General features: G+C 63.3%; 12 protein-coding genes. 8 read left to right on the top strand and 4 right to left on the bottom strand.

The window, feature by feature from the left end; translation table 11 throughout:
- Positions 1–33: 33 nt before the first annotated feature.
- Complete coding sequence (locus GRI69_RS13680) at positions 34–738, bottom strand: c-type cytochrome (RefSeq protein ID WP_160728835.1); 705 nt, start codon at positions 736–738, stop codon at positions 34–36.
- 146 nt (positions 739–884) lie between these two features.
- Here GRI69_RS13680 and GRI69_RS13675 point away from each other — a divergent pair, with 146 nt between their 5' ends.
- From GRI69_RS13675 to GRI69_RS13665, 3 genes are all read left to right on the top strand, one after another.
- The gene (locus tag GRI69_RS13675) at positions 885–1,778 is read left to right on the top strand and encodes a prephenate dehydratase (protein WP_160728834.1); all 894 of its coding nucleotides are present in this window, start codon (positions 885–887) and stop codon (positions 1,776–1,778) included.
- Positions 1,779–1,896: 118 nt separating this feature from the next.
- Positions 1,897–3,000, top strand: a complete 1,104-nt coding sequence (locus GRI69_RS13670; RefSeq protein WP_160728833.1) for an OmpA family protein — start codon at positions 1,897–1,899, stop codon at positions 2,998–3,000.
- A 286-nt stretch (positions 3,001–3,286) separates the two neighbouring features.
- Complete coding sequence (locus tag GRI69_RS13665) at positions 3,287–4,390, top strand: OmpA family protein (RefSeq protein WP_160728832.1); 1,104 nt, start codon at positions 3,287–3,289, stop codon at positions 4,388–4,390.
- Positions 4,391–4,534: 144 nt separating this feature from the next.
- Here GRI69_RS13665 and GRI69_RS13660 read toward each other — a convergent pair whose 3' ends face one another.
- Positions 4,535–5,539 carry an isoaspartyl peptidase/L-asparaginase family protein gene (locus tag GRI69_RS13660; RefSeq protein ID WP_160728831.1) on the bottom strand — a complete coding sequence of 335 codons (1,005 nt, stop codon included), beginning with the start codon at positions 5,537–5,539 and terminating at the stop codon, positions 4,535–4,537.
- Between the two features lie 112 nt (positions 5,540–5,651).
- On the opposite strand from GRI69_RS13660, the gene GRI69_RS13655 reads away from it, so the two are divergent.
- From GRI69_RS13655 to GRI69_RS13645, 3 genes are all read left to right on the top strand, one after another.
- Positions 5,652–6,902, top strand: a complete 1,251-nt coding sequence (locus GRI69_RS13655; RefSeq protein WP_160728830.1) for a mechanosensitive ion channel — start codon at positions 5,652–5,654, stop codon at positions 6,900–6,902.
- A gap of 113 nt (positions 6,903–7,015) precedes the next feature.
- Positions 7,016–7,978, top strand: coding sequence for an SDR family NAD(P)-dependent oxidoreductase (locus GRI69_RS13650; protein WP_160728829.1), 963 nt, complete (start codon positions 7,016–7,018; stop codon positions 7,976–7,978).
- Positions 7,979–8,084: 106 nt separating this feature from the next.
- Positions 8,085–9,863 carry a DUF885 domain-containing protein gene (locus GRI69_RS13645; RefSeq protein WP_160728828.1) on the top strand — a complete coding sequence of 593 codons (1,779 nt, stop codon included), beginning with the start codon at positions 8,085–8,087 and terminating at the stop codon, positions 9,861–9,863.
- Between the two features lie 3 nt (positions 9,864–9,866).
- On the opposite strand, the gene GRI69_RS13640 is transcribed toward GRI69_RS13645, so the two are convergent.
- Both GRI69_RS13640 and GRI69_RS13635 read right to left on the bottom strand, forming a co-directional pair.
- On the bottom strand, positions 9,867–10,880 hold the full coding sequence (locus tag GRI69_RS13640) for a zinc transporter ZntB (RefSeq protein WP_160728827.1): 1,014 nt from the start codon (positions 10,878–10,880) through the stop codon (positions 9,867–9,869).
- An 81-nt stretch (positions 10,881–10,961) separates the two neighbouring features.
- Positions 10,962–12,251, bottom strand: a complete 1,290-nt coding sequence (locus GRI69_RS13635; protein ID WP_160728826.1) for an MFS transporter — start codon at positions 12,249–12,251, stop codon at positions 10,962–10,964.
- A gap of 148 nt (positions 12,252–12,399) precedes the next feature.
- Here GRI69_RS13635 and ispG point away from each other — a divergent pair, with 148 nt between their 5' ends.
- Both ispG and GRI69_RS13625 read left to right on the top strand, forming a co-directional pair.
- Positions 12,400–13,542: a flavodoxin-dependent (E)-4-hydroxy-3-methylbut-2-enyl-diphosphate synthase gene (gene ispG / locus GRI69_RS13630; RefSeq protein WP_160728825.1), complete on the top strand. Its 1,143-nt coding sequence runs from the start codon at positions 12,400–12,402 to the stop codon at positions 13,540–13,542.
- 33 nt (positions 13,543–13,575) lie between these two features.
- Positions 13,576–14,487: a histone deacetylase family protein gene (locus GRI69_RS13625; protein WP_160728824.1), complete on the top strand. Its 912-nt coding sequence runs from the start codon at positions 13,576–13,578 to the stop codon at positions 14,485–14,487.

Genomic DNA, 14,487 nt, shown 5'->3' with positions numbered 1-14,487 from the left:
GGCGGGGCTTCTCATTGAATTGTCAGGTCGGGCTTAGTCGACCTTGGTAGCGCCCTCATTGTCGGTCGCTGCATTGTCGGCAGGCACCGGCTGGTCGGCACCCATGCCAGCAGCGGCTTCAGCGGGATCAGCTGCCACGCCTTCGACGGCGCCAGGACCCGCGCCAGGAGCATCGCCAGCAATGGTTTCTTCGGGCTCGGCTGCTGCCGGTTCCGGCTTGGCCGGAGCGCCGCCCATCGAGGCGAGATATTCCATGACGTTAGCGCGGTCTTCCGGCTTCGAAAGGCCGGCGAAGCTCATCTTGGTGCCGCTGGCGAAGCCGCGCGGGCTTTCCAGCCAGGCATCCATGTTTTCCCAAGTCCATTCGCCGCCCTTTTCGGACAGCGCGGAAGAGTAGGCAAAGCCTGCATGGCCTGCGATAGCCTTGCCCATCGTGCCGTAGAGGTTCGGGCCGATACCGTTGGCGCCACCCTGCTCAATGGTGTGACAGGCGCTGCACTTGGCGAAGACCTGTTCGCCAGCAGCCGCATCGGCCGACGCGAGGAGCGTGCCGAGGTCCGGGCCAGCATCTTCGCCGCCCTCTTCCTCTTCGCCCTCGACGAAATAGCCCCATTCGCCGTCTTCGAATTCTTCCTGGCTGTCGGCATGGAAATACATGCCCGAAGCGATCGATGCGCCGAGCGCGACGATGCCGGAGAAGAGAACCCAGCCGGAAGCGGTGTTAAAACGATCGTCCATTGCGTGAAAGCCTGCGAGAATCCGTGGTGGTCTGGTGGTTGCGCGCCGCTCTAGTGCCGAGCGCGCCGTCGCGCAAGTGCCTCGGCAGGCCGGCTGGCGGCAATAGCGCTTGCGGCTGGGGAAATGCACCGATAGCAGCCCTTTGCATGCGCACCTTTGCCAAGCCCGCCATCGAGATGGTCGATACCATGCGGCAGACCGCTGCGACCGATCCCGAGCGCGCCATCGCCTTCGGCGGCGCGCCTGGTTCGAACTCGCATCAGGCGGCGATGCAGTTCGATCCGGAGTGCCTGCCGCTGCCCTATCTCGGCTTCGAGGATGCGCTCGATGCGGTGAAACGGGGCCGGGCCGGATGCGCGATGATCCCGATCGAGAACAGCCAGCACGGGCGCGTTTCGGATATCCACTTCCTTCTTCCCGACAGCGGGCTGTCCATCGTGGCCGAACATTTCATGCGCATCACCCATGCGCTGATGGCCACCGGGCCGGGTCCTTTCGAGGCGGCGTACAGCCATCCGCAGGCGCTCGGCCAGTCGCGCGAATACCTCCAGAAGCGCGGAATCGTGGCCCTGGCGCATGCCGATACGGCGGGTGCAGCCGCCTATGTGGCGGAAATGCAGGACCCGAAATACTGCGCCCTCGCCCCGCCGATGGCCGCAGAACTCTACGGGCTCGACATCATCGAGGAGGCGGTCGAGGACGCGCACGACAACACGACGCGTTTCGTGGTACTTGCCAATGAAGCGCTTCATCATGCTGCTTTCGATACTGTTCAGGCGATGACGACGCTCATTTTCGAGGTGAAGAACATCCCGGCCGCCCTCTACAAGGCGCTCGGCTGTTTTGCGACCAATGGCGTCAACATGACCAAGCTGGAAAGCTACCAGAAGGGGGCGAGCTTCGCCGCCACGCGCTTCTATGCCGACATCGAGGGTGCGCCCGGCGAACCGCGTGTCGATACCGCGCTGGAGGAACTGGAATTCCAGACCAACGGCGTGCGCCTGTTGGGCAGCTATGCGCAGGCGAGGAAGCGCGGGTGAAGGAATAAGCCGCCACCCTTTCCTTGCAGTCTTGTGACAATCGGCGTCGAAGCAGCGGACAATTGTCATATGTCTCTGCAATCAATGGTTTTCCCGAACTACATAACAGGGGATCACCATGAGGAAGATTGCGATTGGTCTGGCGCTTTGCTCGACCGCTCTCGCATCGCCCGCACTAGCGCGCGATAACGCAGTTTACGTTGAAGCGGGCTTTGGCCCCTCGCTCGTCCAGGATTTCGAGATCGAGCCTGTCGATCCCGCGAGGCTCGGCGGTGCCGAGCTCGAAGAAGATCACGGTTTCGATGGCGGCGTTGCCATCGGATACGACTACGGCAGCTTCCGCATCGAGATCGAGGGGAGCTACCGCGAATTCGATCACGACCGGCTTTCCTTCGCCTCCGGCCCCGTCTTCGAAGGGCCGCTGGGAAAATCGACGACCGCCAGCGTCATGGGCAACGCCTTGCTTGACCTCGGCGATGACGACGGCCTGCAATTCTTCGTCGGCGCGGGTGCGGGGTCGGTTTACGTCGACCAGGCAGTCGCGGTGACTCCGGACGGCCTGGAGCAGAACCTTTTCAATGGCGACGAATGGGAATTCGCGTGGCAGGCACTTGCGGGCGTCCGCGCCCCGTTGACCGACAATCTCGACGTCGGCTTGCGCTACCGGTTCTTCAACGTGCCGGATTACCGGATCGGCGGATCCTTCGGCACGCCTTACATCGACACGGACTGGTCCTCGCATTCCATCCTGGGAACGGTGACCCTGAACTTCGGGGAAAGGGAAGAGGTCCTCCCTCCGCCGCCTCCTCCTCCTCCACCACCAGCGCCTCCGCCGCCCGCGCCACCTCCTCCGCCTCCGCCGGCTCCGGTTTGCCAGCAGGGACCATACATCGTCTTCTTCAACTGGGACGAATCGGACATCACGCCGGAAGCAGCGACCATCCTCGACAACGCGGTCTCGGCGTACACCGACTGCGGCACGGCTTCGGTCATGCTCGCCGGTCACACCGACACCTCGGGTTCGGCGCAGTACAACATCGGCCTCGCCGAGCGTCGTAACGCCTCGGTCCGTGCCTACCTCACCGGTCGCGGTGTCCCGGGTGGAAGCATCAGCAGCGAAGCTTTCGGCGAAACGCAGCTTCGCGTTCCGACCGCCGACGGCGTCCGCGAACTCCAAAACCGCCGGGTGGAAGTCACCTACGGTCCGGGTTCGGGCATGTAACCAGGTTCGGCCTGCGGGCTGGAACACCGAGAAGGGGCCGGAGAAATTCGGTCCCTTTTTTCGTTGGGGCTAATTGCAGCTGGCCTGCGAATCATTCCATGCGCACAGATGGTCTTACCCACTCGGGCAGTGTGCTCTATTTGCAACTACTTCCAATTGCTTGAACAAATTCAGCACTCGCCGCGAACCTTTCTACATTTGGGGAGTCGTCCTTGCAGCAGCTTCGATGACGCGAAGCCGCATTCGAAAAATCGAAGCCGCCCACGCCAAAGAATTGGGGACGCTCATGCATAAGATAGCTATCGGTCTGGCACTCTGCTCGACCGCACTCTCATCAGCCGCGCTTGCGCGCGACAATCAGACCTATGTCGAACTGGGCTTTGGCCCGGCCATCGCAAACGATTTCGACATCCGCACCGCCAATGACGCTGAAAGCGACATTGCCGTGATCGACCCGGACTATGGGTTCGACGGCCAGATCGTTGCAGGTCACGACTGGGGTGCATTCCGCATCGAAGTCGAAGGCAGCTACCGTGAATTCGGTCACGATACGCTGACACTGGCGTCCAGCGATCGCACCTTTGAAGGCCCATTGGGCAAATCAAGCGTGCTCAGCATCATGGGTAATGCCCTGCTCGACTTCGGTCCGGACGACGGAATCCAGGGTTTTGTCGGCGCCGGCGCCGGTCCGGCCCGCGTCCACCATGACCTGGCTCTCGGCAACAACGAAGTATTCAGCGGCAGCGACTGGGAGTTCGCCTGGCAGGCACTCGCAGGTGTTCGCGCCCCGCTGACCGACACGATCGATGTCGGCCTGCGCTATCGCTACTTCAATGCGCCGGAATATCAGATCAGCGCGGACGATGGCAATTTCGACGTCGGCGCAATCCGCACCGACTGGTCGTCGCACTCGATCCTCGGCACGCTGACCTTTAACTTCGGCGGTTCGCCGGCACCGGTCGCCGCACCTCCGCCCCCGCCCCCGCCGCCGCCTCCGCCGCCCCCGACGACCCCGCCGCCGCCTCCGCCGGCTCCGGTCTGCCAGCAGGGCCCGTACATCGTTTTCTTCAACTGGGACGAATCGGCTATCACGCCGGAAGCGGCGACCATCCTCGACAACGCGGTTTCGGCTTACGCCAATTGCGGCACGGCTTCGGTCATGCTCGCTGGCCACACCGACACCTCGGGTTCGGCGCAGTACAACATCGGCCTCGCCGAGCGTCGTAACTCGTCGGTTCGTGACTACCTTACCGGTCGCGGTGTCCCCGGTGGACGCATCAGCAGCGAAGCCTTCGGCGAAACGCAGCTTCGCGTTCCGACCGCCGACGGCGTCCGCGAACTCCAGAACCGCCGGGTGGAAGTCACCTACGGTCCGGGTTCGGGCATGTAATCAGGTTCAGTCTGCGGACTGGAACACCGAGAAGGGGCCGGAGCGATCCGGTCCCTTTTTTCGTGCAAGCTGTCTGTCTGCCCTACCGCTGCGCTGTTTGAAGGTGATTGTCCGCCCTAACGCTTCGCTGCTTTAGAGCGGAGGCTACTCATCCCCGTAGATCGCGACTTCGTTCATGCCCTCGCTGGTCGCGCGGCCGCGATACATGCCGGATGTGTTGAAGCTGTAGATCGCATCGCCGCTGTTCGAGACGACGATCACGCCGCCATCGCCGCCGAGCGCCTTTACATCGGCCATCACCGCATCGCTGGCCGCCTGTGCGCTATCCCCGGCCAGTTCCATGCGCGCACAGATGGCCTTGGCCACACCGACACGGATGAAATATTCGCCCCAGCCGGTCGCCGAGACGGCGCAGCTGCGGTTGTCGGCATAGGTGCCCGCCCCGATCACCGGCGCGTCCCCGATGCGGTTCCAGCGCTTGCCGGTCATACCGCCGGTCGACGTGCCCGCGGCGAGGTTGCCGTTCCGGTCCAGCGCCACTGCCCCCACCGTCCCGAACTTGGCATCGACATCGAGCGCAGAAAGCTCCTTCGCCTTCATCCGTTCGAGCGCTTCGCGGCGGAAATCGGTGCCGAACCACTCGGCCGGGACGGTCTCAAGGCCCTGTTCCTTGGCGAAGGTTTCCGCGCCCTTCCCCGCCAGCATGACATGCGGGCTGTCAGTCATCACCTTGCGGGCGAGCAGGATCGGATGGCGGATGTTGGTGACGCCCGCCACCGCGCCCGCATCGCGATCGCGCCCGTCCATGATCGATGCGTCGAGTTCGTGTCCGCCTTCCCAGGTGAACACCGCGCCGCGCCCGGCGTTGAACCGGGGATCGTCTTCCAGCAGCAGGATCACCGCTTCGACTGCATCCAGCGCTTCGCCGCCTTCTGCCAGCACCTTCGCCCCGGCATCGAGCGCCGCCTGCAGGGAAGTGCGATAGGCGGCATCGTCTTCCGCGCTCATGTTCTCGCGTGCGATGGTTCCAGCCCCGCCATGGATAGCGAGCGACCATCCCCCTTCAGCATCCTGCGCCGAAACGGTGGAGGCAATACCGGTAAGCGCAAGGGCGATACCGGCGGCGATTTGGGTGAAAAATCCTCTCATTCCGCCGGGATAGCACGGCCACTTATCCACTCAACACATTAAAGGGTTTTGGAAAAATCCGCCATTGATGTTAGCTCCGGCCACATGGAAACCCAAAGGGGAGAGAGGTTTCATGCGTATCGGTAATTATCGCTTCGACGAATACGTCGCGATGCAGGTGATCGAGAAGATCGGTCTCGCACTCGTCGTACTACTCATCACATGGGCGGCGGCAAAGGCCGCGAAATGGGCCTTCGCCAAGCTCGTCGACAATATTTCCTTCTTCCAGCGAGGGACCGGCGCCGGCACTTCGCTGGGTGAATCGCTGGGCAAGATCGTCAGCCTGCTAATATGGCTTTTCGGCCTGCTGGTGATACTGACCGTACTCGGCCTCGGCTCGGTCGCCGGACCGGTGGACAGCCTGCTCGAAAATATCGTCGAATACATTCCGCGCATCGTCGCCGCGGGACTGATCTTCTTCATCGGAATGATGGTGGCACGGATCGTCCGCGACATCGTGCAGACCGTTTTGCAAACCGTCGATTTCGACAAATGGGCGAATCGCGGCGGTGTCGACAGCGTTACGGGTAACACCGCGATCAGCCGGACCATCGCCACGATCGTCTATGCGATCATCGTCATCTTCGTCGCGATCATGGCGCTCGACGTCCTGGACATCGAAAGCATCTCGGGCCCGGCATCGGAAATGCTGCGAATGATCTTTGCGGCGATCCCGAACATTATCGGGGCGGCGATCCTGCTAGGCATCGGCTATCTGATCAGCCGCTTTGTCGTTCAGATCCTCAAGGAAGTGCTGCCCGGCCTCGGCGTCGATCAGGCACTGGCGGAAAGCGGGATGATGGCCGATGGCACTCGCGCCTCCAGCATCATCGCACGCGTGGTGCAGGTGGCGATCATCCTGTTCTTCGCCATTGCGGCAACGCGACTGCTGGGCTTTCCGGAACTGACCCGCATCCTCGACCAGGTGCTCGAGCTTGGCGGCAGGGTCGTCTTCGGCGCAGTGGTGATTGCCTTCGGCTTCTTCCTTGGCAATTTGCTAGCTCGCCTGATCGCGGGTGACGGGGAGAACGCCACGGCGGCGACCATCGTACGCTGGGCAACGATCATCCTGTTCGTCTTTATGGGCCTGCAGTTCACCGGAATCGGAGGCATGATCCCGGCCAATGCGCTGACGATCCTGATCGCCGGCGTGGCGGTGGCAGGCGCTCTCGCCTTCGGACTTGGCGGACGTGAATGGGCGGCGCGCAAGCTGGAGGAAATGGACAGCGACCTTGGCGGAAGCTCCGCTCCGGCGGCGCCGAAGCCTAAGCGCCGCAAGGCCGCCGCACCGACGAGCAACGATCCGCTGCCTCCCGGCGCGTGATCGCAGATTAGCAGAACCCCAGGAGAGAGGGGCTGACTGGGGCGCGGGATTAAGTTCTCGCGCCTCACTTTCTTTGTGCTACGCCCCTCCCCGTAACCGGGAGAGTTTCATCAATGAGTGAATTCGGTTTTTCGAGCACTGCGGACGAAGTCCTGGCGGACAAAGAACTGGCCGGACGCACCGCCCTGATCACAGGCGGCTATTCCGGCCTGGGACGCGAAACCGCGCGGGCGATGGCGGCGAAGGGTGCGCATGTCATCCTGTCGGGCCGCGATGCGACCAAGCTGGCCGCCGCCGCCGATTCCATCGCCGAGGAAACCGGCGCTTCGGTCGATACGCTGGTTTGTGACCTCGCTTCGCTGAAGAGCATCCGGGAGGCAGCCGAACGCGCATTGACGCGCTTCGACAAGATCGATCTCTTGATCAACAACGCGGGCGTCATGGCCTGTGACGAGGCGAAGACCGCCGACGGTTTCGAGATGCAGTTCGGCACCAACCACCTGGGCCATTTCCTGCTGACGAACCTGCTGATGCCGCTCGTCGAGAAGGGCGAGAGCCCGCGCATCGTCAACCTGTCGAGCCGGGGTCACCACATCGCGCCCGTCGACTTCGACGATCCGAATTTTGAAAACCGCGCCTATGAAAAGTGGGTGAGTTACGGCCAGTCCAAGACGGCAAATGTGCTGTTTGCCGTGGGGCTGGAGCAGCGCCTCGCCGACCGGGGCATCCATGCCTATGCGCTGCATCCGGGCGGCATCCATACCAATCTCGGCCGCCACATGAGCGAAGAGGACATGCAGAACCTCATCGAGCGCATTCGAAAGACGGCGGAGGAGCGGGGCGAGGAGCCGCAGCCATTCAAGACCATCCCGCAAGGCGCTGCCACGACCTGCTGGGTCGCCACAGCCGAAGAACTCGAAGGCACGGGCGGCCTCTATTGCGAAGATTGCCATGTCGCCAGCGAGGATAACGAAAGCGCTTCGGGCGGTGTGCGCAGCTACGCCGTCGACCGGGCAAACGCGGAGCGCCTATGGGCGTTGAGCGAGGAAATGGTGGGCCAGGAATTCGCCTATTGAGCCGGACGCTCGTCCAGTCGCGGCTGCGCTTCGTCGGGCCGCGTATTGATATCCGGCGCGGGCTGCCGCAGGCCTGCTTTCATATTCGAACGGAGGGGAAATACCCATGAAGACTTTCGCAGCCGCCATCGCGCTCGCCACTGCCGCCGCATGGCCCGCGGCCCCCTTGTACGCGCAGGAGGCCGAAGCTCCGGCCACGCCGGACTGGATCGAGACGAGCAATGCCTACACCCAGAAGCTGATCGACTTCGAAGCGGGCTTCTATCCCGAAGGCGCCAGCCAAGCGGGATATGAACAATATGACGGACTGACCTTCGACCTCTCCGCCGACAGCACCGAGCGTTATGTGGCCGGCGCCCGCGAATTGCGCGCAGAATTCGCCGCAGCAATGGCGACCGAGACGAACCCCTATGTAAAGCAGGACCTCGCGATCCTGATCGACAGTATCGACCGGTCGATACTCTCCTCCGAGCTGAACGAGCGCATGATGCTCGAATGGGCGGAACTGCCGCAGAGCATCTTCTATTCGATCGGGGCGATGCTGTCGGACCAGACGGCGGAGAACCGCCGTGCATCGGCCGTCCAGCTGCTGCGCCGCTACACCGGGGTTCCCGACGGGTTCGAGCCCTATACCGAGCTCGCCAAGGCGCGGTTCGAGGAAAGCCGGGGCGACGACAAGATCGGCCCCTACCGCGTCGAAGTGGAGGAATCGATCGGCAAGATCCCGACCTTTGCCGCCGGTATCCGCGAACTGTTCGAGAAGTACGACATCGACGGCGCGGAGGAAGCGCTGGACGCGATGGACGCGCAGTTCGCCGACTATGGCGAATGGACGCAGGAGGTCGTGCTGCCTGCCGCGCGCGACGAGGCCCGGCTGCCCGAAGAACTCTATGCGCTCAACCTGCGCAATGTCGGCATCGACATGGATCCGCGCGAGGCCATGAGCCGGGCCCGCCGCGGCTTCTATGAAATCCGCGCGCAGATGGAAGCGCTCGCCCCGCAGATCGCGGAGAAGAACGGCTGGGAGGAAACCGACATGGCCTCGGTCATGGCGCGCCTCAAGCAGCAGACCATCCCGAACGACGAAATCGAGGAATTCTACCGCGGCGTGAACCGCGAGCTGGAAGCGAAGATTCGCGCAAACGACATCGTCTCGCTGCCCGATACCGAGCTGCAGATGCGCGTCGCCTCGCAGGCCGAAAGCGCTGCCCAGCCCGCCCCGCACATGCGCCCGCCGCGCCTGATCGGGAACACTGGCGAACAGGGCACCTTCGTCCTGACCGTGGGCAATCCCACCGCCAGCGCGGACGACGTCTATGACGATTTCAACCACCCTGCAGCCAGCTGGACGCTGAGCGCCCACGAAGCGCGCCCGGGCCACGAAATGCAGTTCGCCGCGCTGGTCGAACAGGGTGTGTCGCTCGCGCGGATGCTCTACGCCTTCAACAGCGTGAACGTCGAAGGCTGGGCGCTTTATGCCGAAGCCGAGATGCTTCCGCACGAGCCGATCGAAGGGCAGTTCATCGCCCAGCAGTTCCGCCTGCTGCGTGCCGCCCGCGCCTTCCTCGACCCGGCGCTCAACCTCGGGCTGATGACCCGCGAAGAGGCCGAGCGCGTATTGCGCGAGGACGCCCTGTTCTCACCCGGCATGACCAAGCAGGAGTTGGACCGTTACCAGTTCCGCATGCCCGGACAGGCGGGGTCGTATTATTATGGCTATCGCAAGCTGATCGACCTGCGCGTGGAAACCGAACTTGCGCTGGGCGAGGACTTCGAAGAGAAGGCCTTCAACGACTTCCTGCTGAGCCAGGGGATCATCCCGCTCGAACTGATCGCCAAGGCGGTGCGCGAAGAATTCATTCCCGCGCAGCGCAGCGGCGGCTGATAGCTAGAGCCACCTCAAGCGCCTGAACACCACGATCAGCGCCACGAACAGGAACGCGCAGAGCGAAGCCACCGTCCAGAAGGCATCGGGATCATCCATCCCCGGCATCCCGCCGACATTGATGCCGAGCAGCCCGGTGAGGAAACTCAGCGGCAGGAATATCCCCGCCACGATGGTGAGCATATAGGTCGCATGCTCGCTGCTGGCGAGGCTGCGAGCACGCAGTTCATCCTGCAGCACCACCGCGCTTTCCTTGCTGATGTCGATATCGTCGAGATAGCGGCGCAGGCGGGCGATGCTTTCGGCGATCTCGCGCCGGTCGTGTTCCTCGAACCAGTAGGGCGCATCGCGGCTGATCTGCTCCAGCGCTTCGTGCTGCGGAGCCATGTGACGCTTGAGGCTGAGACAATTGCGCCGAATGGTGGAAATCCGGCGCAGCATCGCTTCGGCGTGTTTGTCGGGGTCGGTATCCTCGAGTTCGTCGAGCACGGAATTCATGTCGATGATCGACTGGCTCATGCGGGCGATCATCAGTTCGGCGAGCAAGGTGATCGTGGCGCCGGCATCGGGCGGCCCGGCTCCGCGGTCGAGCATCGCCACCACCTCGCGCGGCGTCTGCAGCGGATGACGCCGCAGCGTGATCAGGCGCCGTCCGTCGCACCACAGCTGCATCGAGATCATGTCTTCGGGTTCGGCCCCTGGGTTGAAGTTGATCCCCCGCAGCGTGCCGACCAGTGTCTCGCCCTCCGCAAAGGCGCGCGGCCGTGTCTGGTCACTGGTGAGCAATTCGGCGGTAGGCTCGGGCACACCGATTTCGCCCTCGAGCCATTCCTGCACACCGGGCCGATTGCGGCACAGGTGCAGCCACAGCACTTCCGCCGGCGCGGCCGGCTGCCAGCTCATCGCCTCTTCCCACTCGATGGGCCGGGCCCCGCCCTGCCCGTCGAGCACGCGCCCGAATAGCAGGGCGCTGTCGGTCATGATATCGTCAGTCGCTTCGTTTGGAGATACCTTCATCGTGACACGATGGCGCATCCGCGTGGCACGGGGAAGAGGGGAAAGGCGGCACCGCCCGCAATCACTCGGTTCGGGGCTGAGCTAAGCTGCAGCCGCTAGCGGTTCCGCCGTCTCGCGCGCGTTTCGCGGCAGGTTGAGCATGGCGACGAAGCCCATTGCGATCAGGAACGCCACCAAGAGGGCGATAAGCGGACCGGTAGAACCGCCGAGCCCCTCCCAGAACGCGTAGGAGAAACCCGCGAAGCTGATTCCCTGATTGGTAACCGCCATATAGATAGAAAACTGCGTTGCCCCGGTCCGGGGATCGCAAAACATCATGGTGATCGCAGCCTGCGGAGCGCTGGCGACATAGTAGATTACCGTCCAACCGACCACGAGCGCCATGATCACGGCGTTCCGCGTCCAATAGGATTCCAGCAACAGGAATGCGAACAGCGCGGCGGAAAACAGGCCGATGGTGACGATCTGGCAGCGCTTTGCCCCCATCTTCATGGTCAAATATCCGCCCAGAACGATTGCCGACACGGCTGCCAGGAGTTGCGCGACGCCATTGGCCGCGCCGAGTTCAGCCTCGTTCCAACCGACATAATTGGCGGCGATCAACGGTGTCGCCACGGTCATCGTGCCATAAGCCATTCCCTTCAAGAACAGCGGCACCAGCCACAGCACGGAATCCTTACGGAACATATGCGCGAAAGCTTCCCTGATCATCGGCCACCAGCCCCCCGGCTGATTGGCGATGCTGAGGGGATGGGCCTCCCCCGGCGTCCAGGGCAGTCGCCGCTCGCCCGTGCGTTCGCGCATCCAGATCAGATAGGCGGTGACCAGCGCCATCGTTGCCGCGCAGGCCACATATGCCGTACCTACGCCGTAGAAATAGATGATCGTCCCCGTCAGGGCCGCGGAAATCGCGATGCCCAGCGCCTGGCCGCCGGACATCAGCCCTCCGGTGAAACCTCGCTCGCTATGTTCGGCAATATCGACCGCGAGTGCATCTGCGGCGACATCCTGGAACACCACGGCGGTACTGACAATCGCGGCGATCAGCCCCAGCAGAATGTGGTCTCGCGGTCCCGGTTCGATCAGCGCGCAGGCCAGAAGCGCGCCGACCATCGTAACCTGCGCTCCAATCAGCCAGGCGCGCCTGCGCCCCATGGGGAGGAAGGCATAACGATCCATCAGCGCCCCGTTGACGAACTTCAGGCTCCAGGGGATGCCCGCCATGCCGATGACATATCCAATCTCCGCCCCGGTCGCCCCATTGGCGGCCATCCATGCGGGAATCGCGAATTCGAGCAGGCCTATGGGAATGCCCTGCGCGACATATAGCAAAAGGATGGTCAGCAGGCGGCAGGCGCGACTGTCGGTCATGCAGGGATCTTGGAGCAAAGCGCAGGCCCCTCTCTTGAAACGCAAAGCGTAGAGTGGACCCTGACGCGATTGTTCGACAATTGGCCCGTCCTGTCAATTGGCAGACCTGTCATTGCCCCTTCATCATTGGGCCTCTATATCGCAGGACATGTCCTCGATACGTCCCTGGCGCACCATAGAGCGCCGTCAGTCCCGCCAGATCATGGTCGGCGATGTCCCCGTGGGGGGCGATGCGCCAATCAGCGTGCAGACCATGACCAACACGCCGACCGAGGACGTGGGCGCGACCATCGACCAGATCCGCCGGTGTGAGGACGTGGGCGCGGACATCATCCGCGTATCCTGCCCGACCGAGGAATCGACGGCGCATTTCGACGAAATCACCAAGGCCGCCAATGTCCCGATCGTTGCGGACATCCATTTCCACTACAAGCGGGCTCTCGAAGCGGCCGACAAGGGCGCGGCCTGCCTGCGGATCAACCCGGGCAATATCGGCTCGTCCGAGCGCGTCGCCGAAGTGGTGCGCGCGGCGAAGGCCAATGGCTGCGCGATCCGTATCGGCGTCAATGCAGGCAGCCTCGAGAAGGACCTGCTGGAAAAATATGGCGAGCCCTGCCCCGAGGCGCTGATCGAAAGCGCGCTCGACCATATCAAGCTGCTGCAGGATCACGACTTCCACGAATACAAGGTGGCGGTGAAGGCCAGCGACGTGTTCCTTGCGGTCGCCGCCTATCACGGGCTCGCGGACGCGGTCGATTGCCCGCTGCATCTCGGCATTACCGAGGCCGGCGGTCTCATCGGCGGCACGGTCAAGAGTTCGGTCGGCATCGGCAGCCTGCTGTGGGCCGGCATCGGCGACACGATCCGCGTCAGCCTTTCTGCAGAGCCCGAACAGGAAGTGAAAGTCGGCTTCGAAATGCTGAAGGCGCTGGGCTTGCGCACACGCGGAGTCCGCGTGGTGTCCTGTCCCAGCTGCTCACGTCAGGGCTTCGACGTGATCCGCACGGTCGAAGCGCTCGAAAAGCGGCTCGAACACATCAAGACGCCGATGAGCCTTTCGGTCCTCGGCTGCGTGGTCAACGGCCCCGGCGAAGCGCGCGAAACCGACATCGGGCTGACCGGTGGCGGTTCAGGCAAGCACATGGTCTATCTCTCCGGCGTGAAGAACCACCATATCGAGAGCGACGACATGCTCGACCATATCGTGAAACTGGTCGAGGAAAAGGCTGCCGCCATCGAGGCGGGAGAGGCAATCGCATTCGATCCGCATGCGCGGGAAGCCGCGGAATAAGCCCTGCTCCACGTCGTCCATCACGCCGATTACATGGCCCCCGCCCCGACGCGCGGGACCTTCCGGTTCGACAATTACATGGCGGTGATGGTGGCCCTTCGCGAAAGCGGCTATCCGATCACCGAACACGCCCCGCCGCCCATGCCGCGCCGCTGGCTGGAGGGGGTGCATTGTCCCGACTATGTCGAGGCGGTCTTCACCGCCAGCGTCCCGAGAGAGAAGGAACGGCGGATCGGTTTTCCGGTAACGCCGCATATCGCGCAGCGCGTGGCACATACCAATGGCGGGACCTGGCTCGCCGCGCAGCTGGCCATGCGGCATGGCTATGCGGCCAATTCCGCCGCCGGGAGCCATCACGCGCTCTATGATACCGGCGCGGGCTATTGCGTGTTCAACGACCTTGCCGTCTGCGCCAATCGCCTGATCGCGGAAGATGACGCGCGCCGGGTGCTGATCGTCGACCTCGACGTGCATCAGGGCGACGGCACGGCCAGCCTGACTGCGGGGCGTGACGACATCTTCACCCTCTCGCTCCACGCCGAAAAGAACTTCCCCGTTCGCAAGGCGCGCTCCAGCCTCGACGTGCCGCTGCCCGACGGCGTGGACGATGACGGCTATCTCGAAACGCTGGACCGGCACCTTCCCGGCGTCGTCGACGAGTTTTCTCCCGATCTCGTGCTCTTCCAGGCAGGAGTGGACGTGCATGGGAAAGACAGGCTCGGACGATTGGCGCTGACCGATGCAGGAATCGCGCGGCGGGATGCCTACGTCATTGGCGCAATCCGGGAGCGGGGGTTGCCCGTGGCCAGCGCCCTGGGCGGCGGGTATGGCGAAGATCCGCGCGAAGTGGCGGACCGGCACGCGTTTTCCATGCTCACCTGCGCGCGAACCAATGCGGAATTTGATCGTTCAGCTTCCGATAGTCTTCACCTTGCTATAGAGTGA

The sequence above is a fragment of the Qipengyuania vulgaris genome, assembly GCF_009827325.1.
Taxonomy (GTDB): Bacteria; Pseudomonadota; Alphaproteobacteria; order Sphingomonadales; family Sphingomonadaceae; genus Qipengyuania; species Qipengyuania vulgaris.
The sequence above is the reverse complement of the archived record's forward strand: the minus strand, read 5'-3'. Positions and strand labels throughout refer to the sequence as shown.

Coding starts and splice junctions, on each gene's coding strand:
- GRI69_RS13660 (WP_160728831.1), bottom strand. CDS start 5,539: ATGAGAGGATTTTTCACCCAAATCGCCGCCGGTATCGCCCTTGCGCTT.
- ispG (WP_160728825.1), top strand. CDS start 12,400: ATGTCCTCGATACGTCCCTGGCGCACCATAGAGCGCCGTCAGTCCCGC.
- GRI69_RS13625 (WP_160728824.1), top strand. CDS start 13,576: ATGGCCCCCGCCCCGACGCGCGGGACCTTCCGGTTCGACAATTACATG.
- GRI69_RS13680 (WP_160728835.1), bottom strand. CDS start 738: ATGGACGATCGTTTTAACACCGCTTCCGGCTGGGTTCTCTTCTCCGGC.
- GRI69_RS13650 (WP_160728829.1), top strand. CDS start 7,016: ATGAGTGAATTCGGTTTTTCGAGCACTGCGGACGAAGTCCTGGCGGAC.
- GRI69_RS13635 (WP_160728826.1), bottom strand. CDS start 12,251: ATGACCGACAGTCGCGCCTGCCGCCTGCTGACCATCCTTTTGCTATAT.
- GRI69_RS13665 (WP_160728832.1), top strand. CDS start 3,287: ATGCATAAGATAGCTATCGGTCTGGCACTCTGCTCGACCGCACTCTCA.
- GRI69_RS13645 (WP_160728828.1), top strand. CDS start 8,085: ATGAAGACTTTCGCAGCCGCCATCGCGCTCGCCACTGCCGCCGCATGG.
- GRI69_RS13640 (WP_160728827.1), bottom strand. CDS start 10,880: ATGAAGGTATCTCCAAACGAAGCGACTGACGATATCATGACCGACAGC.
- GRI69_RS13670 (WP_160728833.1), top strand. CDS start 1,897: ATGAGGAAGATTGCGATTGGTCTGGCGCTTTGCTCGACCGCTCTCGCA.
- GRI69_RS13655 (WP_160728830.1), top strand. CDS start 5,652: ATGCGTATCGGTAATTATCGCTTCGACGAATACGTCGCGATGCAGGTG.
- GRI69_RS13675 (WP_160728834.1), top strand. CDS start 885: ATGCGCACCTTTGCCAAGCCCGCCATCGAGATGGTCGATACCATGCGG.